General features: G+C 65.8%; 20 protein-coding genes. 4 read left to right on the top strand and 16 right to left on the bottom strand.

The features are described 5' to 3' along the window. Window positions 1–76: 76 nt before the first annotated feature. From OHL12_RS12680 to OHL12_RS12655, 6 genes are all read right to left on the bottom strand, one after another. Window positions 77–1,948 carry an APC family permease gene (locus tag OHL12_RS12680; protein WP_263414183.1) on the bottom strand — a complete coding sequence of 624 codons (1,872 nt, stop codon included), beginning with the start codon at window positions 1,946–1,948 and terminating at the stop codon, window positions 77–79. A 63-nt stretch (window positions 1,949–2,011) separates the two neighbouring features. Continuing rightward, window positions 2,012–2,278: a UBP-type zinc finger domain-containing protein gene (locus OHL12_RS12675; protein WP_263414182.1), complete on the bottom strand. Its 267-nt coding sequence runs from the start codon at window positions 2,276–2,278 to the stop codon at window positions 2,012–2,014. Between the two features lie 83 nt (window positions 2,279–2,361). Further along, window positions 2,362–4,890, bottom strand: a complete 2,529-nt coding sequence (locus OHL12_RS12670) for an endonuclease MutS2 (RefSeq protein ID WP_263414181.1) — start codon at window positions 4,888–4,890, stop codon at window positions 2,362–2,364. 84 nt (window positions 4,891–4,974) lie between these two features. Further along, window positions 4,975–5,325, bottom strand: a complete 351-nt coding sequence (locus OHL12_RS12665) for a hypothetical protein (protein ID WP_263414180.1) — start codon at window positions 5,323–5,325, stop codon at window positions 4,975–4,977. A gap of 59 nt (window positions 5,326–5,384) precedes the next feature. Then, window positions 5,385–6,374, bottom strand: a complete 990-nt coding sequence (gene hemB, locus OHL12_RS12660) for a porphobilinogen synthase (RefSeq protein WP_263414179.1) — start codon at window positions 6,372–6,374, stop codon at window positions 5,385–5,387. A 44-nt stretch (window positions 6,375–6,418) separates the two neighbouring features. Further along, the gene (locus OHL12_RS12655) at window positions 6,419–6,997 is read right to left on the bottom strand and encodes a TetR/AcrR family transcriptional regulator (RefSeq protein WP_263414178.1); all 579 of its coding nucleotides are present in this window, start codon (window positions 6,995–6,997) and stop codon (window positions 6,419–6,421) included. 110 nt (window positions 6,998–7,107) lie between these two features. Between OHL12_RS12655 and OHL12_RS12650 the strand changes: the two genes are divergently transcribed. Continuing rightward, window positions 7,108–7,962, top strand: coding sequence for an SDR family oxidoreductase (locus tag OHL12_RS12650; protein WP_263414177.1), 855 nt, complete (start codon window positions 7,108–7,110; stop codon window positions 7,960–7,962). 18 nt (window positions 7,963–7,980) lie between these two features. Here the strand turns inward: OHL12_RS12650 and OHL12_RS12645 are convergent, their stop codons facing one another. Beyond that, complete coding sequence (locus tag OHL12_RS12645) at window positions 7,981–10,725, bottom strand: LPS-assembly protein LptD (RefSeq protein WP_263414176.1); 2,745 nt, start codon at window positions 10,723–10,725, stop codon at window positions 7,981–7,983. A gap of 234 nt (window positions 10,726–10,959) precedes the next feature. Here OHL12_RS12645 and OHL12_RS12640 point away from each other — a divergent pair, with 234 nt between their 5' ends. Both OHL12_RS12640 and OHL12_RS12635 read left to right on the top strand, forming a co-directional pair. Continuing rightward, complete coding sequence (locus OHL12_RS12640; RefSeq protein WP_263414175.1) at window positions 10,960–12,372, top strand: RDD family protein; 1,413 nt, start codon at window positions 10,960–10,962, stop codon at window positions 12,370–12,372. Window positions 12,373–12,700: 328 nt separating this feature from the next. Continuing rightward, window positions 12,701–13,063 carry an Ig-like domain-containing protein gene (locus OHL12_RS12635; protein ID WP_263414174.1) on the top strand — a complete coding sequence of 121 codons (363 nt, stop codon included), beginning with the start codon at window positions 12,701–12,703 and terminating at the stop codon, window positions 13,061–13,063. A gap of 100 nt (window positions 13,064–13,163) precedes the next feature. Here the strand turns inward: OHL12_RS12635 and OHL12_RS12630 are convergent, their stop codons facing one another. From OHL12_RS12630 to OHL12_RS12590, 9 genes are all read right to left on the bottom strand, one after another. Further along, window positions 13,164–14,714, bottom strand: coding sequence for an aldehyde dehydrogenase (NADP(+)) (locus tag OHL12_RS12630; RefSeq protein WP_263414173.1), 1,551 nt, complete (start codon window positions 14,712–14,714; stop codon window positions 13,164–13,166). A 130-nt stretch (window positions 14,715–14,844) separates the two neighbouring features. Further along, window positions 14,845–15,837 (bottom strand): DUF2076 domain-containing protein, encoded by a 993-nt coding sequence (locus tag OHL12_RS12625; RefSeq protein WP_263414172.1) that lies wholly within the window; start codon window positions 15,835–15,837, stop codon window positions 14,845–14,847. A 108-nt stretch (window positions 15,838–15,945) separates the two neighbouring features. Next, window positions 15,946–16,890 (bottom strand): 3-oxoacyl-ACP synthase III family protein, encoded by a 945-nt coding sequence (locus OHL12_RS12620; protein ID WP_263414171.1) that lies wholly within the window; start codon window positions 16,888–16,890, stop codon window positions 15,946–15,948. A gap of 330 nt (window positions 16,891–17,220) precedes the next feature. Then, window positions 17,221–17,460, bottom strand: coding sequence for an acyl carrier protein (locus tag OHL12_RS12615; RefSeq protein WP_263414170.1), 240 nt, complete (start codon window positions 17,458–17,460; stop codon window positions 17,221–17,223). 45 nt (window positions 17,461–17,505) lie between these two features. Beyond that, entirely contained in the window at window positions 17,506–18,966 is a 1,461-nt protein-coding gene (locus OHL12_RS12610) for a glycosyltransferase family 39 protein (protein ID WP_263414169.1), read from the bottom strand. A gap of 286 nt (window positions 18,967–19,252) precedes the next feature. Next, entirely contained in the window at window positions 19,253–20,158 is a 906-nt protein-coding gene (locus tag OHL12_RS12605; RefSeq protein ID WP_263414168.1) for a GNAT family N-acetyltransferase, read from the bottom strand. Continuing rightward, entirely contained in the window at window positions 20,155–22,020 is a 1,866-nt protein-coding gene (locus OHL12_RS12600; protein ID WP_263414167.1) for an alkaline phosphatase family protein, read from the bottom strand. The genes OHL12_RS12605 and OHL12_RS12600 overlap by 4 nt, the downstream gene beginning before the upstream one ends. Next, window positions 22,004–22,699 (bottom strand): PEP-CTERM sorting domain-containing protein, encoded by a 696-nt coding sequence (locus OHL12_RS12595; protein ID WP_263414166.1) that lies wholly within the window; start codon window positions 22,697–22,699, stop codon window positions 22,004–22,006. Before OHL12_RS12595 ends, OHL12_RS12600 begins: the two co-directional genes overlap by 17 nt. A gap of 185 nt (window positions 22,700–22,884) precedes the next feature. Further along, complete coding sequence (locus OHL12_RS12590; protein ID WP_263414165.1) at window positions 22,885–23,553, bottom strand: class I SAM-dependent methyltransferase; 669 nt, start codon at window positions 23,551–23,553, stop codon at window positions 22,885–22,887. Window positions 23,554–23,762: 209 nt separating this feature from the next. Here OHL12_RS12590 and OHL12_RS12585 point away from each other — a divergent pair, with 209 nt between their 5' ends. Next, window positions 23,763–24,704 (top strand): dienelactone hydrolase family protein, encoded by a 942-nt coding sequence (locus OHL12_RS12585; protein WP_263414164.1) that lies wholly within the window; start codon window positions 23,763–23,765, stop codon window positions 24,702–24,704. Window positions 24,705–24,773 lie beyond the last annotated feature (69 nt).

Raw genomic sequence — 24,773 nt, 5'->3', positions numbered from 1 at the left:
AGGCGGGGCGCTTGCCCCGCCTTTTCTTTTGCAAGTTCGTTGGAAGGCGGCTTCGTGCTCTGCAACATCCGAAGAGCTACTGCGGCAGGTACCAGGGGACGTTGATGATGGCAACGTTGCTGACTCCACGCAGCAGCAGCATGCCGCGAATGGCGGTGGCGCGGTGGTTGTGCAGCAGGTAGTGGTACCAGTGGGTCGCGATCAGGTCCGGCAGGACCAAGGCGATCTTGCGGTGTGGGAACTCGCCCTGCAGGCGCACCACGTAGTTGACGATGGGCGTGGTGATGAAGCGGAACGGTGATGGAACGCTGACGACCCTGGGATGAGCCTTGCCGTGCTTGTCGGCGGCGGCGTCCAGTTGTCGCTGCCATCCGCCGGCTGTTTGTTCGCCGACCTCGTCCGGGCACTCCACATGCAGCACCGTGACGTCCGCGGTGAGCGAGCAGGCAAACTGCAGTGCAGCCTGCGAGGCTTTGTTCCAGCCCGAGACCGGGATTACCGCGACCGGTGGATCGGCGGGAACCAGATCCAGTTGTTTGATCGAGGTAGCCGCCGCGACGCGGGCATAGTGGCGGTGGACCGCCTTCATCAGCAGGATCAGAACCGGGATCGCGAGTACCGTGATCCATGCGCCTTCGGTGAACTTGGCGATGAGAACTACAAACACGGTGATGCCGGTAGCAATGGCACCGACCAGGTTGATCGCGAGGTAAAGCGGCCAGCGACGGCCGCGCTCGCGGCGCCAGTGCATGACCATGCCGGCCTGCGATAGCGTGAAGGCCGAGAAAGCACCGATGGCGAACAGCGGAATCAGCCGGTCGGTTACGCCGCCGAATGCGATGAGGATGAGGCCCGAGAGCACGGCAAGAACGAGAATGCCCTCGTGGTAAACCAGGCGACGGCCGCGGATCGCAAAAAAGCGCGGCAGAAAGCCGTCCTCAGCGATGGCGCGGCAGAGGCGGGGGAAGCCGGTGAAGGCCGTGTTCGCAGACATGGAGAGCAGCGCCAGCACCGACGCGATGGTGGCGTAGTAGAAGATGCCTTTGCCGGCGATGGCGGCGGCGAGCATGGAAAGCAGGCTCTGGTACTGCGGCGTGCCTGGCTCGGTGGCCATAATGCCGTAGGCGCGGGTGAGGTACGCGATGCCGTACAGAAACACGCCCAGCAGGATGACGATGACGGTCAACGTACGTTTGGCGGTGACGTTGGCGGGATCACGAAATGCGGAGACACCGTTGGACACCGCCTCCACCCCGGTCAGGGCCGTGCAGCCGCCGGCAAAGGCCCGGATCAGTAGCCAGGTGCTTACGGCGGCAATGGCGTGTTGCGTGTGCACAGAAGGCGGCGCAACGACCGGAACGGGGTGCGCGTGGCCCAGCGTCTTCAGGAAACCCCAGCCGAGCATGGCGACCATGCACGCAATGAAGTAATACGTGGGAACGGTGTAGATCATGCCGTTTTCCCGGACGCCACGCAGGCTGATGACCGTGAGTAGAACGAGGATGACCAGACAAAGGCCGAGCGTGTGTGGCTGCAAGCGGGGCACAGCAGACACCAGCGCGCCCACGCCGGTGGAGATGCCGACACCGACATCCAGCAGGTAATCGAGCATGAGTGCGGCGCCGGCGAGCAGGCCCAGGTTCTGGCCCAGGTTTTCACTCGCAACGGTGTACGAACCGCCGCCCTGCGGATAGGCGTCAATGGTCTGGCGGTAGGAGAAGAAGACGATTGCGAGCAGCGCGATGATGATCAGGCTGATCGGCATCACGTAGGCGATGCCCGCGGCCGCGGCCGGGATGAGCAGGGTCAGCGCGGCTTCAGGACCGTAGGCGGCGGAGCCCAGCGCGTCCAGGCCGAACGAGGGCACGCCGGTGAGAACGCCGACGCGCTGTTCGCTGTCTTCTTCTGAGGCGAGGGGCTTCCCGAGTAACCAATCCAGAACCGGCATAGAGCAGGTGAGATGCAGCAGCTACTCTGGATTCTGTCTCGCACCGGGGCGCTGGGATGCGTCCTACGCGAGATTCAGGCCAACCTCGTCGATGTAGCACCAGCCCCACGTTTCGCCGGGTTCGATGGAGCGCATGATCGGGTGTTCCGTTGCGTGGAAGTGCTTGGTCGCGTGCTTGTTCTTCGACGAATCGCAACAGCCCACGTGGCCGCACTCCAGGCACAGGCGCAGGTGCACCCAGGTATCGCCCATCTTGAGGCACTCTTCGCAGCCGTGGGTGTGTGGCTTCACGTTGTGGATGTGGTCGAGATGGGTGCAGCGTTGGGCCACGGCTCTACTCCTGCGGTGCTTCGTCGATCAGGGCGGACGTTGGTAGGCCCCGCGTGTAGTATGCGCCGTTCTCTAGGTGATCGCTAGCTGCGGAGTTCGACCAGCGTGGCGCCCTGGCCGCCTTCGTTGTAGGGCGGTTCGGTGACGCTGACCACGTGCGGGTGTTTGCGCAGGTAGTCGCGCAGGGTGCGACGCAAGACGCCCATGCCGGTGCCGTGCACGACGCGAATGCTGGGCCGGCCGGCGAGGAAGGCCTGGTCGACGAAGCGTTCGACTTCGTCGCGGGCTTCGTCGGCGGTGCGGCCGATCACGTTGATCTCGCCGGGAACCAGGTCGGACTCGCGCGCGACCACGTTGATGCCGCGGCCGCGCGCGGCCTGGATCGGGTTCTGCTTCGGCGCGGCTTTCGTCACCTGCGCAATGTCGTCCTTGGGCACACGCATCTTCATGGGGCCGATGGAGACCTCGAAGGTGCCGGAGTTGACCTGGCGGTCGACGCGGGCTTCGCGGCCCATGCTGCGCAGCATGACCATATCGCCTACGCTGATCTCATTGACGACGTGCGGCTGCGCGTTCTTGTCCTGCTTGTCGGCGCCGGTCACGTGTGCGACGACGGTCTGGTTGAAGCTTTCCTGGAACTCGCGCTTCAGGCGGGCGATGCGGCGGTCGGCCTCACCCTTGAGCTTCTGTTGCGTGCCCTTGTCTTCGACGGCCTTGAGCGAGTCGCGCATCTGGAACTCGAAGTCCTTCATCAGCGAGGCGAGCTTCACTTCGAGCTCGCGGGCGCGATTGCGCTGCTCCTGCCGGCCTTCGATTTCGAGGCGGCGCCGCTCGCGCTCGACCTCCTGCTCGCGCAGGCGGATCTGTTCGCGCTCGGCTGCGACGGTGGTCAACTGCTGGTGCAGTTCGTCGAGAAAACGCGCGATATCTGCCGACTGGGTCGTGACGGAGCCGCGTGCGGCGCGGATCATCGCGGGATCGAGCCCGAGGCGTTCGGCGATGTTGATACCCGACGATGCGCCGGGTACGCCAAGGCGCAGTTCGTAGGTGGGCGCGAGTGTCTTTTCGTCGAAGCCGACTGCGGCGTTGACCACGCCGGTGTGCTTGGCGGCGTAGATCTTCAGCGAGGTGAGGTGCGTGGTGATGAGCGACCAGGCGCCCATCTGCAGGAAGCGTTCGCTGATGGCGACCGCGAGTGCTGCGCCTTCTTCGGGGTCGGTGGCGGCGCCGAGTTCGTCGAGCAGTACGAGGGCGCGGTTGTCGGCCTCGCGCGCGATGCGGTTCACGTTGGTGATGTGCGCGGAGAAGGTGGAGAGGTTGCGCTCGATCGACTGCGCGTCGCCGATGTCGGCGTAGACGGCAGAGAAGATGGGCAGGCGCGCTGCCGCGGCGGGCACGGGCAGGCCCGCCTGCGCCATGAGCGCGAGCAGGCCCACGGTCTTGAGCGCGACAGTCTTGCCTCCCGTGTTGGGGCCGCTGATGATGAGCTGCTTGGCCGTGCCGGGCAGGGCGATCGTGAGCGGAACGATGCCGCTGGTGGCCTCTTCGCGTTCGCGCCGGGTGCGTGCGGCTTCGCGTCGCTCGGCGAGCATGCGCTGTTCCAGCAAGGGGTGGCGCGCTGCTTCCAGCGAGAGTGCGGGAAGTTCCTTGCCGTCTTCGTCGCGGTGTGGCTTGCCATCGGTGAAGGTGGGGCGCACGCAGCGCAGGTCGCGCGCGAACTTCGCGACGGCCAGGTGTGTTTCGATCTGCGCCAGAACTTCAGTACCGCGCGCGATGGAGCCGGCCTGCTCGCCGATGGCCTCGGTCATGGCGACGAGGATGCGATGGATCTCAGCCTGCTCTTCGTCCAGGAGGCGCACGAGCTCGTTGTTCTGCTCGATCGTTTCCATGGGTTCGACGAAGACGGTCTGGCCGGAGGACGAGGAGCCGTGCACGACGCCGGGAACGCGCTTGCGGAACTCGGTCTTGACGGGGATGACGAAGCGCTCGCCACGCACGGTGATCAGCTCGTCCTGCGCTCCGCCGGCGTCGGCTACGGCGCGAAGCTGGCGGCGCAAGGAGTCTTCAATGGCTTTGTGCTGGCGCTCTGCGGCGCGTCGGATGCGGGCGAGCTCGGGCGAGGCTTCATCGCTGAGCGAGCCGTCGGCTTCGATTTTGCCGCTGACTAGCTGCAAGAGGCGATAAAAGTTGGTGGCGGCCACGGGCGCGGAGAGGGCTGTAACGGCGGGCCACTGGTCCGCGAGACCTTCGGGCGGCTCGGTGATCAACTGCTTCCAGTCGCTGATGTGCTCGGCGAGTTCGGCGATGCGGCGGATCTCCAGCGGCTCGAGCGATGCGCCGGTGATACGTGCCTTATCGAGCAGCGAGTTGGCGTCGAAGAGGCCGCCGAAGCCGAAGTCGCCGCCCACGGCGAGGTAGCGGCCCATCTCCTGCGCAAGCTGCTGCTGCTGTTCGATGGTGCGCAGGTCGCGGCCGGGCTCCATCGCCAGAACGCGGGCGCGGCCCAGCGGCGATTGCGTGCGCCCGGCGATCGTCTCGCGAAGGCGTTCCCACTCCAGCGCCAGCGCGCTGGTCTCCCGCAAGCGTGCGGGTTCATTGTCTTTCGGAATCATCAGAGGATTAGACGTGATATGGGTGGCTAGCGATGCCGGGAGACCATCTACCGCTCAGACCCTCTTGTGTCGTCTTGTCAGGAGCTATGCCGCAGGGCGGGCGGCTTCCAGCGCGGCAATACGCTGAGCCAACGGCGTCACCTGTTTGTAGACCATCAGCTCGTTTTCGGCGGAGCTTCGCGCGATGGCGGCAAGAATGGCCTGAAACTGCGCGTCGGCCCGGGCGTTGGCTGCCTCTGCGCGTTCGTCCATGCGCCGCTCAGCCAAGGCAAACCGGTCTTCCATGCGGCGTTCCAGCTGGTCCATGCGGTGTTCCAGTTGATCCATACGGTGGCTGAGAGCCTTGAGTTCGACCTTCAGCTCTCGGACCTCGGGCGCGACGATGTCCTGGATCGCCAGCTTGATCGTTTGCAGCGTGTTTTCGTTATTGCTCATGCGCCCTGGACCTGGAATTAGTGTATTGGATGCCACGGCCTGGGCAAGAGCTTTTGTGCTTAGCCCAGCAGGCGGGCGGCGTCTTTGGCGAAGTAGGTGACGATGAAGTCGGCGCCGGCGCGGCGGATGCCGAGCAGTGACTCGAGCATGGCGCGGTCGCGGTCGAGCCAGCCGCGTTCGAAGGCGGCGTGCAGCATGCTGTATTCGCCGGAGACCTGGTAGGCGCCCATGGGCAGGTCGAAGCGGTCGCGCGCGGCGCGGATGATGTCGAGGTACGGCCCGGCGGGCTTCATCAGGAGCATGTCGGCGCCCTCGGCGATGTCGCCTTCGATCTCGCGCATGGCTTCGCGGCCGTTGGCGCTGTCCATCTGGTAGCCGCGGCGGTCACCCTCTTGTGGCGTGGAATCGGCGGCCTCGCGGAACGGGCCGTAGAAGGCGGAGGCGAACTTGGCGGCGTAGCTCATGATCGGCGTGTCGTGGTGGCCGGCGACGTCGAGCGCCTCGCGCATGGCGGCGACGCGGCCGTCCATCATGTCGCTGGGCGCGACGATGTCGGCACCGGCGGCGGCCAGCGATGCTGCGGCGCGTGCCAGCAGCGGCAGCGACTGATCGTTGTGCACATGGACCTCGCCGCGCTCATGGACGAGAACGCCGCAGTGGCCGTGGCTGGTGTACTCACACAGGCACACGTCGGCGATGAGCACGAGCGGGTCGAGTGCGCGGTTCGCCTTGAAGGCGCGCAGGGCCTGCTGCACGATGCCGTCGTCGGCGTAGGCACCGGAGCCGGTCTCGTCTTTCGACTCAGGCAGGCCGAAGAGCAGGAGGCCGCCGATGCCGAGCTCCACGCATTCTGCGGCTTCCTTCAGAGCTTCGTCGATCGACAGATTGAAGACACCTGGCATGGAGCCGATGGGCTTGCGCACGCCCTCGCCGGGGCAGATGAAGAGCGGATAGATGAGTTGTGAGGGCCGCAGATGCGTTTCGCGCACCAGCGAGCGCATGGCGGTGGAACGGCGAAGACGGCGCATGCGCGTGGCGGGGAAGAGCATGGCTCTAGTTTAGGCGGTGCGCGCAGCAGGAGGCATCGTCCGGTCTATGGAGACGCGATCCACGCATCCAGGCCAAAGCGGACGCAGTCCCCGGCTTTGACCCCGGCCAGCGCGCCTGCCTGCTGCAGCGCGACTGCGCCGTGCAGCAAAGCCCACAGGCTCATGGCTGCGCTGTCCGCGCGCTTGTCGCCGTGCAGAACGCCGGCGGTCTCACACACAAAGTTCCATAGCGCGGCATGGTTCGCGTTGGATTCGCCCGGCTCGCAGGGTCCTTGCAGCATCGCCGCGTACAGGTGCGGCTCACGCCGTGCAAAGCGCAGGTACCCGGCCGCCAGCGCGCGAATGCGTTCCGCGGCAGCGGCCTTCGAGCCTTCGCGCGACTCGTCGATTCGGCGCGTTGCCGTTCCACGCTGCAGAGCGGCGAGCAGGCGTCGCGCTGCCTCCTCCGATAAAGCGTTCTCCAGGTGCGAACGGCTCGGAAAGTAGTGGTACAGGGCATTGGTTGCGATGCCCACGTCCGCGGCCAACGCCCGCAATGACAGCCCTGCGAGCCCATCCCGGCGAAGGCGCAGCAAGGCTGCTTGCAAGATGGTGTCGCGATCGGTCTTGGCAACTGCGGGCACGGCACCATCTTACTTTCTTTGCATCCGCCTGCGACAGCTCTCATCGAAGATGTTGTACGGCGTACACCTTGAAGGTGTAAGGTGTACAGAAGTTGAGACGGAGGCGGGCAATGGACGGCAGAACCATCGTGATCACGGGCGCATCGACTGGTATCGGGTACAGCATCGCGGAGCGCTTTGCCAAGGCAGGATGGCAGGTGTTTGGCAGCGTACGCAAGGCGGCGGACGGCGACCGTCTGCAGCGCGAACTCGGCGTTACGCCTCTCCATTTCGACGTAACCGACGGACCGGCCATCGCGGCTGCGGCCGCAGAGGTGGCGGCTGCACTGGGCAACCGCACGCTGGACGGCCTTATCAACAACGCGGGCCTGGTCGTCTCCGGGCCCATGCTGTACCTCAAGCCCGAAGAGATGCTCTACCAGCAGGAGGTCAACGTGCTCGGACCCATGCGAGTGACCCAGGCGTTCGCTCCCCTGCTGGGCGTGGACAGGACGCGGCAGGGCCGGCCCGGACGCATTTCGCAGATCTCCTCGGTTGCCGGCAGCAACGGCTTTCCATTCATGGGCGCGTACTGCGCCTCCAAGCACGCTCTGAACGGTATGTCGGAATCGTTGCGCCGCGAGCTGCTGATGTTTGGCATCGAGGTCAGCATCGTCGCACCGGGTGCGATCGTCACGCCCATCTGGGACAAGGGCGAACAGCAGGACATGGAGCAGTACCGCAACACGCCCTACGGCGCGGGCCTGCCGAGGTTCCGCGAGGAGATGCTGAAAATGGGTCGCCGCGGCCTGCCTGCGTCGCGCGTTACGGATGCGGTGTGGCACGCCATGACCGCATCGAAGCCGAAGCTCCGCTACGAGGTCATCCCCAACAAGTTCCGCGAATACACCTTGCCGCGGCTCCTGCCGAAGCGCATGGTGGATCGCTTCTTCGGCAAGATGCTTGGCCCTGCGGCGCAGGGGTGAACCTCTGCCGAGCGGCGATTAAAAGAGGCGTTCGGCTCGGCGCAGGTTCCCGGCGGTGCCGATGTTGGCCAGCGTGAAATTGAAGCGATAGCTGTTTTCGTTGCGGACGCTGCCCAGTTCGTACTTGCGGTACTCCACGCTCAGGCCACAGCAGTTCCAGTTGTAATTCACTTCCAGCGCGCCGTACTGCGGCTGGGGAATCGTCAGGTCCAGGCCAACGTTGGCGGCGGCGCTGAAGCCACGTTTCAGAGGCGTGCCGTAGCCCAGCAGCATGCGCATCTGACTGAAGTCGCTGAGCAGCGAAGTGGTGTTCTGGTCCGTGTTGACGTCCAGCCGCTGAAAGCGGCCAGGCGCATTCAGCCGGGCGTAGCTCACACCGCCGAACCAGTCGCCATTGTGTACGTCGAGAAACGTATTGCTCTGGGTGAACTTGTTGAGCACGGTGTCGTAGTTCATGTCCCACTCGACGTCCAGGTGACTGGTGGCGCTCAGACGCAGTTCGCTGACGATGGGCGAAAGCGCGCGGGGCTGGCCGGTGAGGAAGGCGACGCCGCTGAGGTCAAGCGTGGTCTCCAGCACGTTGCGGATAGGCTGCGGCTGCGGGAACGGATTTGCTGCGGTAGGAGCGGCGGTGGCGCCGGCGACCAGCACGTTCTTGCCGAATGTTTCATTCAGGTAGCGCCGCTGCACGATGCGCCAGCGCAGGCTTTCGCGGGTACCGCCGCAGGTGGGCACGGCGTCTTCGGGACTGACTACCCGCGGGTGCGAGACGGGGATGCCGGGGTTGGCGCCGTCGCCCATGGTCTCCGGGGTTGTGCCGCCGGTCGTGTCTGCGGTGGCTGCTGAGGCGGTGCCGGTTGCGGAGGGATCCTGCGGCGAGGCGGGTGCCTCGGGCGTTCCGGCAGACGTGGCCGTGCTGGAGGATGCAGCCGGTCCCAGCCCGGGGATGGCGCGCGGTGCGGGTGTGCCGCCCAGGAAGCCGTCGTCGGCGTTGGGCAGCTCGCCCACCTCGCACGGGCGTACCCTGGCCGGGCGCAGAAACAGGCGCTGCGTCACGCCGTACTCCACCTCGTTGGTGTTGCTCAGAACATCGCGGGCGTCGAAGCGCAGGGTGCGGTTGAACTCGTTGACGCCGGTCACGTAGCGGTACCGCACCATGGGCTCGATGGTGTGGCGGATGTCGCGGCCCAGCAGCTTGTGGAAGGGGCCGCCTTGGAACGTCCGCTCCAGAACGGGCGTGCGGAATTCGGCCTCGGCCTCAAACGCAGAGCGGTTCAACGAGCCGGATCGTTCCACCGGCGTCGGGCCGGGCAGCGGCGCGGCAACCCGCGAGGCGGAGTACCAGGTGTCGCGCACGGCGACCGTGCCGCGCAGGGCGAAGCCATCAAAGTGCAGAGGCAGAGAGAGCGAGGGGCGAACGTCGAAGCGCTCGACCACGCCCGTATTGAACTGCGTACTGGCGGTGCCGGTGCCCTGGGTACGCTTGATCGCACTGCTTTGGACCATGGCAGTCCACAGCAAGGGTGTGTTGCCGATGCGGTGTTCGGTGGTCTCGCCGTCCAGTTGCGGCAGGTGCAGGATGCGGACCTGTTCGCCGGTAATGGTGCGCTTCAGGCCCTGGTAGCGGTCGCCCTCAATGCTTCCGATGTAGCCGTTGTTCTGCCAGGTGGCAAAGGCGTCGCTGACGATGTCCGTGGCGACGGCCTGGTTGAAGGTGTCGGTGAAGGCCTGGCGATAGGCGTAGCTGCTCAGGTATTCGGCGTTTACGGCAGAGCGCAGGTGCGGTGTGAAATCCTTGCGGCCGCTGACCAGGATGTCTTCGCCGCCCTGGTTCACGTAGCCGACTGTGGAGGTAACGGTGCCGTTCGGGCCGGCCTGCAGCACGGTGCCCTGGAAGCCGCGGTCCAGCAGGTTGCTGTAGTGCGCGTTCAGGAAGTCGAGGCCGCGTCCACGCCACCGGAAAGTAGCGGACTGCTGCCAGCCGCGGCGGCTGAAGTACTCGGCACCTACGGTCATGTCTGTTGAGCGCGATAGGGCAAAGTAGATCTGTTCGCCCAGGATGAAGCCCTTGGTCGAGCTTTGCCCGACCACCGGGATGAGGATGCCGCTCTGCCGCTGGTCCGCGCCCTGCTGCGGTACCGGGTGCGAGATGACGGGCAGGTAGAGAACCGGTACGTTCAGCAGGCGGAAGACGGTGCCGTGCGCCGCAGCCTTGCCGTTGTGCACGACAAAGTGAGCGCTGGAAAGCCGCCAATCCGGGTGCGGCAACTGGCAACTGGTCACGCTTCCATCGAAGAGTTCGAAGTCCTCGGGACCATGCTTGACGAGCATGCGCCCCTGGAACAGGAAGGGATTGCCGACGGTGTATATGCGGCTGCCCGATCCCTGGCGCAGGCCGACCGAGCCTGCGACGTCGTAGAAGGTGCCAGCCTGTGTGCGCAGGTTCAGGGTGCCGTGGCTGGCTTGCACGGATTCGTCGGACTTGCCACCCGTAAGTTTCAGGTGTCCGCTGGCGTTCAACTGGCCGGTGTTGCGGTCGTAGTCCACGTGGTCGGCGGTGAAGGTATAGCCGGCGTAGACGATCGTGACGTGACCGTCCAGGATCAGGTGGCCGGCGGCGTACTGGGCGTGGTCGTACTGCAGATCGGCAGCGTTGGTGTGGCGCGCCTGCAGTTCTTCCAGCATGGGATAGCGGCTTGCGGCGGGATCTTCGGGCAGCGCGGTGGCAGCAGGTGTGTCGCCGGATGGCGCGTCCGCCGACACGGTGGCGGATTGACTTTGAGCTGTGCTTGAGGAGGGTGCCTTCCTCGCTACCTCTTGCGCATACAACCGTGCACTGGAAGGGGCAAGCAGCGTGGTACACAAGCAACAGGCGGCAGCCAGCGAAAGGGCAGAACGGCTCGAGGCGCTCTTGCGAGTGATCTTGGGTTTGGTTTCGGATCTTCTACGCGGTTGCACAGCCGTTCCTTTGATTATCACGGAAAGCGAGTTTTCCCGTTGAGCACAGCCGTTCCTTTGCCGCTGGAACCCCTCCACCTCCAGGAAGTTGCCGCAGCGCATGCCGCGTCGTCCGAAGCGCAGGCCCTGCGCCAGGCCGTGGCTGAGCGCCTGGAGCAGCACCGCCGCAAGCGCGGCACCGGGGCAACGTTGTCGGCGCAAACGGCATTGCCAGGCATGGCCGGGATGAACGAGCGCAACGCTGCCAAGCCGAACCGCGTCGCCGACAGCGTGGCGGCCCGCTTTGCGCGGTCGCAGAGCTACCGCGAATTCCTACAGCAGGAAGCCGAATCGGCAACCCGTCAGGCCGAGGCGGCAGCCGAGGTCGCGCGTCGTAACGCCGAAGCCATCGCCGCTTCGCAGCAGCAGTTGCTACACGAGATGCAGGAGTGGGAGGAGCGCCAGCAGGCCGCGTCAGCGGAACCTGCGGTGGAGTTCGCCAGCGAGATTGAGCCGCAGCACACCTACGTGGCCAGTGCTCCCGAGCCGGGCGTTCTGTTGCCGATGATGGCAGCGCCGGTGCGCGAGATGGAGGTGCTCGGTCCGTCCGAGGCGCTGCGCGAAGCGGTGGCTGCCCCGTTGCTTACGGAGACCCGCGCCTCTGTCGCAGAGCCTCCGGTGGAGCGGCAGGCTGTTCCGGTGGAGGCGGTGCCTGTTGCGGCGGCTGCCGTGGTGCCGCAGCCCGTGAAGATCGCCATGCCGGTGCCCGACCCGGCAGAGCCGCCCGTGCCGATTCCGGCAAACCTGATTGAGTTTCCGCGGCAACTGGTGGCGGCACGCAAGGCGCGTCCCCGGTTTGCCGAGGGACCCTTGCGCGAAGACGCCGACAGCACGCCCGAGCGCGCGCAACTGCGCATTTTCGAGGTGGAGGCGAGCTCGTTCAGCACAACGCCGACCGCGGAGCCGGTGAGCACGCTGCCGGAGTGGTCCAGCATCCGGCTGGACAGCTCGACAGCGGAACATGAAATGTCGCAGCCGGATGCGCAGATGTCGATGGCGCTGCCGGTGTATGCCGCCTCCCTGGAGCGCCGGGTGATGGCCGCAGCGGTAGACGGATGCTGCGTGGGCGTTGCGTTTCTGCTGGCTGTTGCGGCGGCGGGCATGGCCGGCGGTGCTTTGCCGACCGGGCTGTTCGCCCTGGGCGCGTCGGCAGTAACGCTGCTGCTGTTTGGGGTGGGCTATCTTTTGCTCAGCTTCACACTGTCGGGCCAGACGGTAGGCATGCGCTACGCGCGCATCGCACTGTGCACCTTTGGCGACGACAACCCGACGCGCTCGGCTATGCGGCGCAGGCTGTTTGCCATGGGCCTGAGCGCGGTGTCGCTGGGACTAGGCTTCGCCTGGGCCATGCTGGACGATGACAAGCTCGGTTGGCACGACCGCATCTCGCGGATGTACCAGCGCGCGTATTAGACCTCGGATCGACCCCGGGTATTGGTGCTCTGAGGCGAGGCGGTTGAAGTTGAGGGCCGTAGCTAACCAGCGACATTATGTCGCCATAAAACTACAGTGCTGCTTGACGACGACAAATTCGCGTCAGACTGTACACGCGCCATTTGTGGCAAGTGCGCGTGCAGAGATGACGATTCCGGATTTCGCCCAAGTCGGTAGAGCAAGGCACGAGCAGCAGCTCGATGCCCTTACTGGATCGCGTCCGGGCGCGAATGCGTTCCGTTTTCTGCGGAGCGGGGGTCTGCGGGTTGTTTCAGTTCTGGTATGCGGCGTGCTGTGCGGGTGTGCTGTGGCAGAAACGCCGGCGAAGCCCGCTGAGAACGCCGCCGGCTCGCACGCGATGTCGGTGGGAACCCGGGCAACCACCACCACGGCCTTGACGGTTGCGTCTTCTGAGAGCGGAAGCAGCAGCGGTGTGACCCTGCTGGCGACGGTGGATGGTAAGTCGCATGCCACTCCGGCCGGCTCGGTGGTTTTCACCATTGGAGGCAAGCGGATCGGGCAGGCCGCCGTCGCGAACGGCTCGGCCACGCTGACGCTGGATACGTTGCCAGCCGGCCTGAGCAGCCTGGCCGCGGCTTATGAGGGCGACAGCAATTTCTTGCCATCGCAGAGCGCACCGGTGCGCTTCTACAACGACGACGGGAAGTAAGACTCACAGCGTGAGAATGTGCGAGCCCGGCCGCAGCCGGGCTTTTGTGTTGGCGACACCTTCCGGCGCTTTGCTCGGTGACGCGGCTCGACGGGAAGCGCTAGGCGCGTCCCACCACGCCGTTGCGCATGCGCAGGATGCCCAGCGGATTGCCCGACTGCAATGCTTCCGGCAGCGAAGCTTCCGGGAAGTCCTGATAGCACACGGGGCGGGCGAATCGCAGCATGGCGCGCGTTCCCACGCTGGTGAACCGGCTGTCGCTAGTGGCAGGGAACGGGCCGCCGTGCACCATGCTGTGGCACACCTCCACGCCGGTGGGGAATCCGTTGAAGAGGATGCGCCCGACGCGGGTTTCCAGCAGATGGACGAGCGGGCCGGCAGCGGCCAGATCGTCGTCGGTACCGTGCAGAGTGGCGGTCAGGTGGCCGTGCAGGGAAGCCGCCGCGGCCAGCAGGTCATCCAACGCGCCATAGTGAATCAGCAGGGTGGATGGACCGAAGATCTCCTCCTGCAGCGAGGGGTCGCCCAGGAACGCCGGCAGCGAGGTGGCGAAGACCGCGGCGGTGGCGCTGGCGCCCGGGCCCGAGGGCCCCGCAGGCTGACCGGCAAGCCACTTCGCGGCTCCGCTGCCTCGCCGCGCCTCCACGCTGGCGGCGTAGCGCTCCGCGATGCCGGGCGTGAGCATGCCATGGCTGCCCAGGCCGTTCACACCTTCCTGTAACTGGTGCAGAAAGGCGTCGCTGCCGTCCTGTGGAACGAAAACAAGGCCCGGCTTGGTGCAGAACTGGCCGGAACCGAGCGTGAACGACGTCTGCAGGCCGGTGGCGAGTGCGGCGCCGCGCTCACGCAGCGCGCCGGGCAGAACAAAGACGGGGTTGGTGCTGCCCATCTCGGCGAAGCACGGAATGGGCTCGGGCCGCGAGGCCGCAAGGCGCATCAGCGCCTGCCCGCCGGCGGTGGAGCCGGTAAAGGCGACGGACCGGATGGCGGGATGCAGCACCAGGGCTTCCCCGGCGGTGGTGCCCTGGTCGTAGACGATGCCGAAGGTGCCCTCGGGCAGGCCGCATGCGGCAACGGCCGCGTGGATGGCGTCGGCGACGAGGCGGCTGGTGCCCGGGTGGGCGGGGTGGGCTTTGACGACAACGGGATTGCCGGCGGCGAGCGCAGAGGCGGTATCGCCGCCCGCCACCGAAAACGCCAGCGGGAAGTTGCTGGCACCAAAGACGGCGATCGGGCCCACCGGCCGCAGCATGGAGCGGATGTCCGGGCGGGGCAGCGGTTTGCGGTCGGGCAGGGCTTCGTCGATGCGGGCGTCGACCCACGAGCCTTCCTCGGCCACCTCGGCAAAGAGGCGCAGTTGGCCGGTGGTGCGCAGCAGCTCACCCTGAAGACGGGCCAGCGGAAGGCCGGTCTCCAGGTGGGCGCGGCTTACGATCGCTTCGCCGTTGCTGGCAAGGCCGTCCGCGATGGCACGCAGCAGTCGCGCGCGATCCACACCGCGCGTAGCGGCGAGGGTCAGATGGGCGACCTGCGCCCGGCTTGCCAGGCGATGGACGTCCTCTGCCGTGGAGATTTCGAAGGTCTCTGGAAGCGAGGAGCCGTCGACGGGGTTGATGGCGTGGAAGACAGCCGGAGCCGCAGATGTGCTCAAGAGACGAACCTCGTTGGCGCGGTGGCGCAGTTGGGTTCAGTCTCGCAGACCAGGGGCGCTGCCGTCGCGTTCCGGCTGTCTTCGGTTAGCCGCCCTCGGTCGTTGAGGATCCCGCATCATGCGGACGCGCTTAGCTGTTGTCGCTGAAGCCGCCGTCGTCGAAGCCGCCGTCGCCGCTGTCGAAGTCGGAGCCGCCATCGGAGAAGTCGCTGCCGTCGGCTTCGAGCACAGAGTTGTCCACGTCGTAGCCGTTGTCGGTTGCGGAATCGTCGCCACCCACAAAGCCGTCGGCGGAGCCCCGGTCGCCCGTGTCGGCGAAGCCGCTGGCGGAGTCGCCGCGGCGGTCCTCGATGTCGGGGCTGAGCTGGTCGTTGACGCCGTTCTCGGCCTGCTCGCGGCTGAAGAAGCCGCCACCCTGGCCGTAGTCGGTGTCGTTATTGCCGGCGTTCACGTCACCGAAGCCCATGGCGCGATCGGAGCCGTAGCCAGCAGCGTGGCCGAAGCCGCGGAACAGGCTCTCCACGCTTTGGAAGGCCATCTCGCCCAGCGCTACGCCAGCCGCGGTCTGGAGCGCTCCCTGCAGGAAGCCGCCGCCGCCGGAGCTGACGGGGTAAGCTCCGCTGGGTTGCCCATAGCCGGGCTGTCCGTAGCCTGGCTGCGCGGGGTAGGCCGGATAGCCGGCGGGCGGCTGTCCGCCGTACTGGGGAGAACCGTACTGAGGACCGCCATATTGCGGCTGACCATAGGGCGGCTGACCGCTCTGCTGCGGGTTGTTGTAGACGGGTGTGCCGTACGCGGCTTGCGATCCGCCCGGACCACTGGCCTGCTGCTTGTCGGGTTCGGGATCGCTCTTGCCAAAGATCTTTTCGAGGAAGGTGGGCTCGTGTTGCGGCTGCTGTGTCGCCTGCGCGGCCTGATACTTCAGAACGGCCAGTTGCTTCTGCGCCTGCTCCAGGGCATACCCCTGCAGCAGCACCGTCTGGCACAGGATGTAGAGCGCGTTGGGATCCCTGCCGAGGGCTTCCTGGATGCGGCGATCCGCGTCGGCATCCTTGGTGGTGATCTGCGCATTGCGAACGCGGCCAATCAGGCCGTCGAGCATTTCCTGTTCCTGCGGTGTCATACCCGCTCCTTGTGTTCCGGCGCGTGACCGGTTGCTTGCTCCGTTAGACGCGGGAAGCCGGCGCGGGAGCATCCTCGATCGAGGAACGTAAGGCTATGGCGGCGAGACTTACGCCGGTGTGGCCAGCATGGCACCCCAGTTCAGGCCGGCGCCAAATGCGCTGAGCACCACCGGTCCGGTGGGCGACGGCGTTTCCTCGAGGAACTCGTGCAGCGCGATCAGCAGTGATGCCGACGACGTGTTGCCGTAGCGCGCGATGTTCTGGAAGAAGCGGTCCGCCGGTACCTTAAGCGTCGCGGCGACTTTCAGAATCAGGTTCCCATTGGCCTGGTGCATGACGAAGCGGGTGACAGCGTCGGCGGAGAGGTGGTTGCGCGTGAGCAGCTCCTGGGTCACGGCTGGCAGCTTGCGCGAGGCTCGCAGAATCACCGAGCCTCCGTCCATGTGCAGCCGGGCTGCATCGCCGCTGCCCGTCATGTGCAGGATCTCGGCACCGGTGCCGTCGCTCTGCAGCACGGCGTCGCCCAGGCGAAGCGCGCCAGCCGAGGCGTCGATGAGAGCCGAGGCGGCTCCATCGCCGAAGAGGATCGCGGTGTTCTTGCCTTCTGCAAACCGATCGACGCGGCGGCTCATGATCTCCGAGGCGACCACCAGAACTTTTCCGCCGGCAGCTAACGGCGCCATCTGCTTTGCGAGACAAAGCGCCCAGAGAGACCCCGCGCTGGGGATTGCGATATCAAGTGCGGGCGCGGTGCCCATGCCCAGTTCGGCGGCCACCTGCGCGGCGGGGCCGGGCACATTGCGGTCGGCCGATCCACTGCTCAGCAGCAGCATGCTAACGTCGCTGGCCGTGACGCCTGCGCGGTCCAGGCACGCCTGTGCGGCGGAGAGCGCCTGGGTGACGACTGTTTCGCCCTCCGCAGCATAGCGACGTTCGCGAATGCCGGAGACCTGCTCGATCCATGCAGCGGGTTCGCCCACCGCCGCCGCCAGCTCGTCGTTGCCCACCACGCGCGAGGGCAGATGCACCCCTGTTGCTCGAATGAAACTCATCGGCCGCTCCGTCCGTTGTTCAGGGTAGACGCTCCCGCGTCGAAGAGTGGTGCGGAGCCGCGTTTACCGTCCTGCGGGACGAAACCTGGCCGCCAGCGACGGCAAAGCGATCCTGGAGGTGTTCGATGCGCCCTGTTCCGCTCGAGGGAAAGCTACGGATTGTATTTATGGTTCTGTGCTTTGCGATTGCTTGCCTGGTTGCCGCACTTCTTTGGCGACGAGGCGACAAGTTGCCGGCGGCGGGAGTATTGCTGCTGTTTACCGCAGGCGGGAACCTTTACACAGCGTACAAACGTTCAAATCGCGCCTGAATGCAGTGGTGCGGTGCAGCTACGCGCCTTTGCTGTCCAGGTAGGCCTCGACTTTGTCGATGGTGTCGAACTTGCGTGCCGACAGGTCGCCGTCGGGCACGGTCACGCCGAACTCCGACTCCAGGCCGCTGACGAAATCGGGCAGCGCAAAGCTATCCAAGAGGCCCGAACCGAACAGCGACTCGTCATCTTCGGGGGTGATGGGTTTGCCTGCCACGGCCTGCAGCACTTTCAAGATGCCTGGTTTCTTGTCACTCACGGTCGACCACCTCTTCCTCAGTAGACTATCGCTTGCGCAGGCAGGCTATCCGAAGCTTTGCTCGGTCCGCCACAGCACGTCCCAGGGCGTTCTCATGCCCCAGCAGACGTAGATGGGTTGACCTTCCTCATCGTCGTTGCCGACCGAATTCGGCTTCACGAACTGCCCGCGCATTTCGCACCGATCGAACAGGCGCTGCCGGTCCTTGCGCCCGATGCCGAGCGTCACCAAAATATCTGGCGCGCTGCCGTACCCGCGGTAGTAAAAGTCGTTGGCGCTGCTGATCGGATAGGGTAGGCCGTAACCGGGGCCGTAGAGCGCGATCGCTCCCGCTTCGCCGTAGTTGTCCACCGCGACACCGGCGCGCGCCCGCTCTTCCGGCGGCAGGGTGTCGCGCGCCGCCGCGACCGCCGCGGCCATCTCCCGCCATCCGAACTGGTCGCGCACATCGCTGCTGGTGCGCAGTTGAAAGTGCAGCAGCCGCGATCCCTGTGGCGCCACGGCCACCATCATCAGGGTCACCGCGACTAGGCCAAGAGCCGTGGATGCAACGGCGACTCCGCGCCACGTGGACTGCAATCGCGAGCGCAAGCGGCCGGTCCATTGCGCAAAGGCCACCGCCCCCGCGGCGTACACGCCAATGTATCCGGGGATGGCATAGTAGCCGCGGCCCTTTGCCAGCGCAAACAGCACCAACGGCCCCGCATACAGGAACAGCAGCAGCCGAAACCGCGCGCTGCGTGCCAGCCACACAACACCCGCGACCGCAAAGGGCAGTGCCAGCGCCATGTACTTCAACTGGTCGGTCCAGTAGCCGTTTGCCCGGCCGATCCGCACATCGCGCGCGTGAATGTGCTGCAGCATGTGCAGCGTCACCCAGCTGTGGCGCCACTCCCACAGCAGGTTTGGCGCGGCGATCAGCAGAGCCACGGCGGCGCCGGCCCAAAACCACTTGGATCGCAGCCACACCCTCTCCGCTGGCAACACCACCAGCCCGATCAGGAGCGACGCCAGAAGAAAGCTGATCGAGTACTTCGACAGAATGCCGATGCCGAGCGCCGCACCCACGCCGATCCACCAGCGTGCATCGCGCGTCTGGAGCAGCTTTGCAATGCAAAGTGCGACCAGTGCCCAGGCGAGGCCGTCCGTGACCGTGTACATCAGCCACTGGCCCATGGCCAGTTCGATGGGCAGCATGAGTAGCGCCGCAAACACCTGCGCAAAGCGCCCTCCACCCAGCGCTCGTGCAATCCAGCCTGCAATCAGCAGCATGAGTGAGGTGATCAGCATGGCCGGGAGACGCAAGCCGAGCGGCCCCGCTTCGGGCCGCACTCCGAACAAGCCAAACACGGCGATCGAAGCCCGCCCCAGCCAGGAGGTCAGCGGCGGAAAGGGGACGTACCCCCAGTCGAGGTGCCGCGCGTCCTCCAGGAACTGCAGTTCATCGCGGTGGTAGCCATACCGATTCCCGATCAAGACATGCACGACCAGCAACGCTGCTGCCAAGCTCAACAGCCACCACGTTGCCTGCCTCTTCTCTGCCTGTTCCAAGCAAATCCCTCTTTCCACAAACACCATACGCAGGAACAGTCCGGGATGTTCTCGCACGCGAAGCTATGTTGCAACCCCGCAGCCTGCGTTTGACTCCGCAACGGGTCGTTTGCTCGCGCTCGCCTTGCTGCATGCGCTAGGGCCACCAGCTTTGACAGCTTCACGACCGATGAGCAGCACCACGTCGCCGCAGGCGCCACCTACTTGCGTTGGCACGACTGGATGCGAGTAGTCGCGGCTTCTACCGCAGCGGTGCCTTCGCTCCGGCTTCGTTGACCGGCGAGGAATTGTCGCGCAAGGTGTACTCGGCGAGCTCCCGCACCACCACCGCATTCAGGCGCTGCGCCAGCTTGCGCGTGTTGCGATTGCTGTCCACAAAGTCGAAGCGCACCCGCTGCATGCCACCGGCAAGGATCAGATCCGCCGTGGTGGACAGCAGCAACAGGTTGACCCAGCGAGTGACCGCACCCGCCTCGCCGACCAGCGACCGCACGACGCCCAGATCTCCTTCGGGCTCCCACAGCAGCATGCCCACCACCCTGCCGTGCAGCAAGGCTACGGGCGAGTCGCCCAGGCCCGGCATCTCGGCAAACTGCGCCCGCCAGGGGTTCAGCGCGCTGCCGTGCGCGATATGTTGCGCGTGCAGCCGTGCCACGTCCCGCAGCGAAGCCTCGCGCAGAGGCACGGTACAGAGGCCGTCCGGCAGCGATCCGCGCTGCATCAGCCCGCGCAGGTACTCGCGGAAAACTGTCAGATCGGCCTCTACGGTGGTCAGCCCGTCGGTCCGTTGAAACCCCACCGCCTCGCAGAAGCTTGCTGCCGCGGGTTCCTGCCGTACATCGATCAGGCCGGTGAGGGTGGTCGCACCGTCGGATCGCAGCGCCTGCACGATTTGCCGGCCCAGCCCCTGGCGACGCATCGCGGGCACCAGATGCAGACGCAGCCCGGTCAGCGCGGTGCCGGAGCGACGAAACGAGACCGCCCCCACCAGGCGCGGCGACTCGTCGCGCAGGCACAGGCGGTACTCTCGTCCTTCCACGTCGGCGAATGTCTCCGGCAGCAGCATGCGGCAGGCCGGCCACTCGGCCGGCCGCGGTGGCCGCAAGCGGACGGGCGCACCGGCGGTCGCGTCAACCGGACCGCTCACGCGGAGCCGACCGGCTGCATGCTGTCGCGCATGGCAAACGCGGCGGCAGCGTCGTCATGCCGTCCGAGAGCGTGCATCGACCGGCCCAGCAGGTCATGCATCGCCGGCTGGTGAGGCTGCAAGCGGATGGCGTCAAGCGCGGCTTCCGCGGCTTCTTCAAACTTCGCTTGCCGGAACAGCGCAATGGCCAGCCCGCTCGACGCGCCCAGCATGCGCCGATCCGCCGCGAGCGCCGATCGGAACGCCTCCGCTGCCTCCCGCCACTGCTCCGTACGCAGCCAGGCGTTGCCCAGCGCCACATGCGTCGTCGGGGAAACTGCAGCCGCGGGTCTCTGGTTCTCGAGCGCTTCCTTGCGCAGGATCTGCTCGGCGCCGCGGGCGTTTCCATCGGCCATGGCCAGGTGGGCAGCGGCCAGAGATGCCAGCGGAGATTGCGGATCGGCCTGCAGCAGGTCGTTTGCCAGCCGGCGCGCATCTGCGGAGCGCCCCGTTTCCAGATAGGCCGTCGCGAGGTAGAGCGGCGCGTCCGCGTATCTGCTCAGGGCGGGGTTGCTCGCCACGGTGGGGACTACAGCCTCCAACAGCGGTACGGCTTCCGGTGTGCGGCCCTGCGACCACAGCACGCGGGCGAGGTTCAGTGTGCGCCGAACCCAGGCTTCGATGGCCTCCGGACGCCGCTGCGCCGCCACGGTGTCCTGGTATCCGGCCTGCCGCAGTTCCGCGAGATCAATGCTGGCGTCTGTGCTCTCGTCCTCGTGGCCGTCGACCGGGCCAGCGCTTTCTCTGCCTATCCTCCCGGTTCCGGGAAGCTCTCGAGTCGGTGCCTCCGGGCAGAGTTCCTCGATGACATAGCCGGGCATGCCGGAGGGCGCCTGGAAGCCGAAGATCGCCAGCAGTGTCGGCGCAATGTCCAGAACGCCCGGCTCGAACAGAAGTTCTTCCGCGGTGATCCCGGGACCGCCGGCGCACAGAATGCCCTGCGATCCCGTGCCGGTTTCGGGGTGAAACTCCGGTTCGCCCGCTGCCCTGTCTGACACGACCAGGACCAGTGCCTCGGGTCCGGCCAGTTCCACTAGGCGGCCCAGCAAGAGGTCCAGAAAGCGATACGCCCCGTTCACGGCCTCTGCGTAGACCGCGTCTTCTGCGGGGAGAGGCCCGCTTGTCTCCGGAAAAAGTTCGGTGATCCGCGCTGCAGCGCCGTACCAAACCGCGGTCAGGCCGGCGTTGCTGCGCTCCAGCAGGGCGGTCGCGGCGGCATGGTGGGTCGCCGTTTCGGCCAGGGCGATTGCCAGCTTTGCCAGCCGGCGATCCTTGTCCTGATCGATCTTGCCCAGCTCCGGGACAAACAGTTGCAGATCGGCGCCGGTCCACTCGTCTGCGCTGAAGCGCAGGTCGGCAATCTCGGGCTCGAGCTCACGCGGCCAGACCGAGTCCGAGGTCCCGGCGGCAAAGCGGTCCGAAACGCAGAGGAAGTCAGTTGCACCCGGACTGTTACGGGCAGGTGCCGCAGCGGGATGCGTCGCCGGCCAACCCACTGCTCGGCAGGGCACGCCGGTGGCTGCCAGCAGGTCCCAAACGTGCGGCGCGGCCAGCGACTGTCGCGTCACTGGCCGCACACCGCCGGTTTGCGGGTCGTCTTCCACGCCGTCCAGCACGCCGTGCCGGTCCGGTGTGACGCCCGTAGAGATGCTGGTCCAAAGCATGGGTGGGACCAGGGGAGTCAGCGGGGCGACATCGCCCATCACTCCCCGCTCCACCAGCCTTGCCAGGTTGGGCAGCGCACCGCTTTCCAGCAGTGGCTGCACCCGTTTCCAATCCGCTCCGTCCCAACCGACCAGAAGGACGTTATGCGGCTTCGGCATACTTGCGGCGACGACGGCGAAGCTCTGCCACGCCCGCCGCACCCATCGCGATCAGGCTCAGGCTGGTCGGCTCCGGCGTGGCCACGGTCTGGCCGGCCAGGATGGACGTATTGGGGTCGTTCTCGTATGCATAGGAGTTCAGGGTGAGGGAGTAGCCCACAGCACCGCTCGCATCGCTGTAACCCGTGGTGGTCAGGTCTGCCCAGCCGGCGTGCAGCCCGTCCGCCTCGGTGAAGTAGAAGCCGAGATACGCCTCACCATTCAGCGGAAAGTTCCCTTTACCGGCGGTGGTGGAGGAGAGTTTGCCGCTCGTCCCAAAGCTGGCGGTGGCGGTCGGGTCGATCAGGGCGCCGGCTGCAAGCGCGGCCGGATCGAGATCCGTATCCTGCAACAGTTCTGTGCCGGTCGCTACGGCCGCGGTGTTGCCGATGCCGCTCGCGGCGAAGTCGATCGACTGATTGGTGCCCGGGAGGGTCAGGATGACATCGGGAGTGCTGTGCTGCCCGGTAGCCGGATCGCTGGTGTAGGTTACGGTCTGGTTGACTCCCGGAACATAGGTGATGCTTTCTGCATGCATCATCTGCGGAACGGCGGCAACCGCCGTGGCGGCCAGGGTGTATACGGCTAACTTACGATCAAGGCAGTTTGAGCGCTTGGAAGTGCGTGCAAGAGAAGGCAAGGGGGGAGTCTCCACTACTTAGTTTGTACGTCGAGGACCGAGCTGACTGTAGCTGGCGACAAACGAAATCTCAAGTAGGGAAATTTCTACACGGTTTGGAACAAATGACGTATCTGTCAGATGAATTGGCGCTTACTGGCCAGTATCAAAATGGGTCTGTCGGATAAAGCCGATGCGCTACGTAGTTAGTTGACTACAAAGACAAGGAAGTAGTCCTGCCCGTCGGCTTTGGTGAAGGTGTAGTGCTCTATCTCGCGGTACCCTGCCGCGTGCATCTCCGCTTCCACCACGGATTGCTTCAGGCCGTGGTCGGCTCCGTTGCCGTTACGGTCGATAATGCCGACCCGGGCACCCGGTTTGAGGGCGGGCTTCAGATTGCCCAGCAGAGCCGCAGTGTCGGCGATCTCGTGGTACACCTTCAGCATCAGAACCGCATCCACGGAGTGATCGGGCAGACGGGGATCGGTGGGCGTCCCCAACACAGGTTTTACGTTGCGCAGACCCTCGCGCATAGCCCTCTGTGTAATGCCCGAGACAAACGTGGGGTTGATGTCCTCGGCAAACACCATCCCGTTTGGTGCCACGCGCCGAGCTGCCAGCATGGAAAACCAGCCCCCGCCCGCTCCCAGGTCAGCCACGGTCTTGCCTGGCCCCAGTTGCAGGATGTTCATGACGCGGTCGATCTGCAGCTTTCGTGCCCGGTCCGGGTACTCAAAGATGTCCGTGGAGCCGGTATACGGTGTGCTGGTCGGATGCTGGGGTGGTACCCCTCCGGTTTGCGATCGGACCGGGAACAAGCCTCCGGCCAAGCTGAAGGCGACCAAGAGGGACGACAGAACCACACCGATACTCATAAGACGTAGGACGCTGCGGCGGCTGACCATAGACGCCAATTATTAGTACGGAGTTTCGCGATCATCAGTACGAATCTGACAGAGCGCCAGCAGTGGCAGATCCGTGGCGCGGTCAGGAACAGCTAGGGCTGTCCACGGCACGGAATTCTCGCCACAAAGGCAGCCTGCGCGCCGGTCGGGTGCGCGGACCTTGCGGTACACTCCGCACCATGACCCGCCGCGCCCTTCTTCTGCTAATTGCGACCATTGCCGCCGTGCCGTTTCTTCGCGCCCAAATGCCGCACGACAATTCGCAGGACTGGGCCAAGGCCAAGCTGGAACAGAGTACCCGCCACCGCGAATACGTTCCGGTGAAAGCCGGCGGCCGCACGCTGAATACGCTGGTGATCTATCCCGAGCGCAGCACCAAGGCTCCGGTTGTCGTGCTGATTCACGAGATCTTCGGCCTGTCGAACTGGATGAAGTTGCAGGCGGATGAGCTTGCAGCCGAGGGCTTCATCGTGGTCGCTCCCGACCTGCTGAGCGGCAAAGGCGCGGACGGTGGCGGCACCGACGCCATGGGCGGACAGGACAACGTGGTTCAGGCCGTGATGAAGCTGGATGCCGCTGAAGTCGTGACGGATCTGGACGCGGTGTCCGACTACGGCAAGTCGCTGCCCTCTGCGGATGGCAAGCTGTTCGTGGCCGGCTTCTGCTGGGGCGGAGGCAAGAGCTTCGCGTTTGCGACGCACCGCAAAGATCTGGCCGCGGCGTTCGTGTTCTACGGCCCGCCGCCACCGGCCGCCGACATGGTCGCGATCAGCGCGCCCGTCTACGGCTTCTACGGTGGCAACGACAACCGCATCGACGCGACCATCCCGCAAACGGTGGCCGACATGAAGGCCGCGAATAAGTTCTACGAACCGGTCACGTACCCTGACGCCGGTCACGGCTTTATGCGCGCGGGCCAGGCGCCAGACGCGAAGCCTGCCGACCAGCAGGCCTTTGCGCAGGGGTTCGCGCGGCTCCTGCTGCAGCTTCGCGCGCATGAGCACAGCCGGGCCCACACTACCAGCCACGGCAAGCTGACCCAGCCCGGCTTGAAGGGCAAAGGCAGCGCGGTCGCTGAGGCATCCATCAGCCGGTGCCATGACACTGCCGCGGGGATGTAGCAGCGGAACCGGGTAGCAGAAGCCATGCCTGCCGAACGCGGCAGGCATGTTTCGTCTTCGGGCTAACGT

The organism is Terriglobus aquaticus (assembly GCF_025685415.1).
Classification (GTDB): Bacteria; Acidobacteriota; Terriglobia; order Terriglobales; family Acidobacteriaceae; genus Terriglobus; species Terriglobus aquaticus.
This window is presented reverse-complemented; position numbering and strand designations above follow the sequence as displayed.

Bases quoted from the DNA above. Each gene is read 5' to 3' on its own strand.
- OHL12_RS12680 (WP_263414183.1), bottom strand. From the start codon at position 1,948: ATGCCGGTTCTGGATTGGTTACTCGGGAAGCCCCTCGCCTCAGAAGAA.
- OHL12_RS12670 (WP_263414181.1), bottom strand. From the start codon at position 4,890: ATGATTCCGAAAGACAATGAACCCGCACGCTTGCGGGAGACCAGCGCG.
- OHL12_RS12665 (WP_263414180.1), bottom strand. From the start codon at position 5,325: ATGAGCAATAACGAAAACACGCTGCAAACGATCAAGCTGGCGATCCAG.
- hemB (WP_263414179.1), bottom strand. From the start codon at position 6,374: ATGCTCTTCCCCGCCACGCGCATGCGCCGTCTTCGCCGTTCCACCGCC.
- OHL12_RS12650 (WP_263414177.1), top strand. From the start codon at position 7,108: ATGGACGGCAGAACCATCGTGATCACGGGCGCATCGACTGGTATCGGG.
- OHL12_RS12625 (WP_263414172.1), bottom strand. From the start codon at position 15,837: ATGACACCGCAGGAACAGGAAATGCTCGACGGCCTGATTGGCCGCGTT.
- OHL12_RS12620 (WP_263414171.1), bottom strand. From the start codon at position 16,890: ATGAGTTTCATTCGAGCAACAGGGGTGCATCTGCCCTCGCGCGTGGTG.
- OHL12_RS12600 (WP_263414167.1), bottom strand. From the start codon at position 22,020: ATGCCGAAGCCGCATAACGTCCTTCTGGTCGGTTGGGACGGAGCGGAT.
- OHL12_RS12590 (WP_263414165.1), bottom strand. From the start codon at position 23,553: ATGAGTATCGGTGTGGTTCTGTCGTCCCTCTTGGTCGCCTTCAGCTTG.
- OHL12_RS12585 (WP_263414164.1), top strand. From the start codon at position 23,763: ATGACCCGCCGCGCCCTTCTTCTGCTAATTGCGACCATTGCCGCCGTG.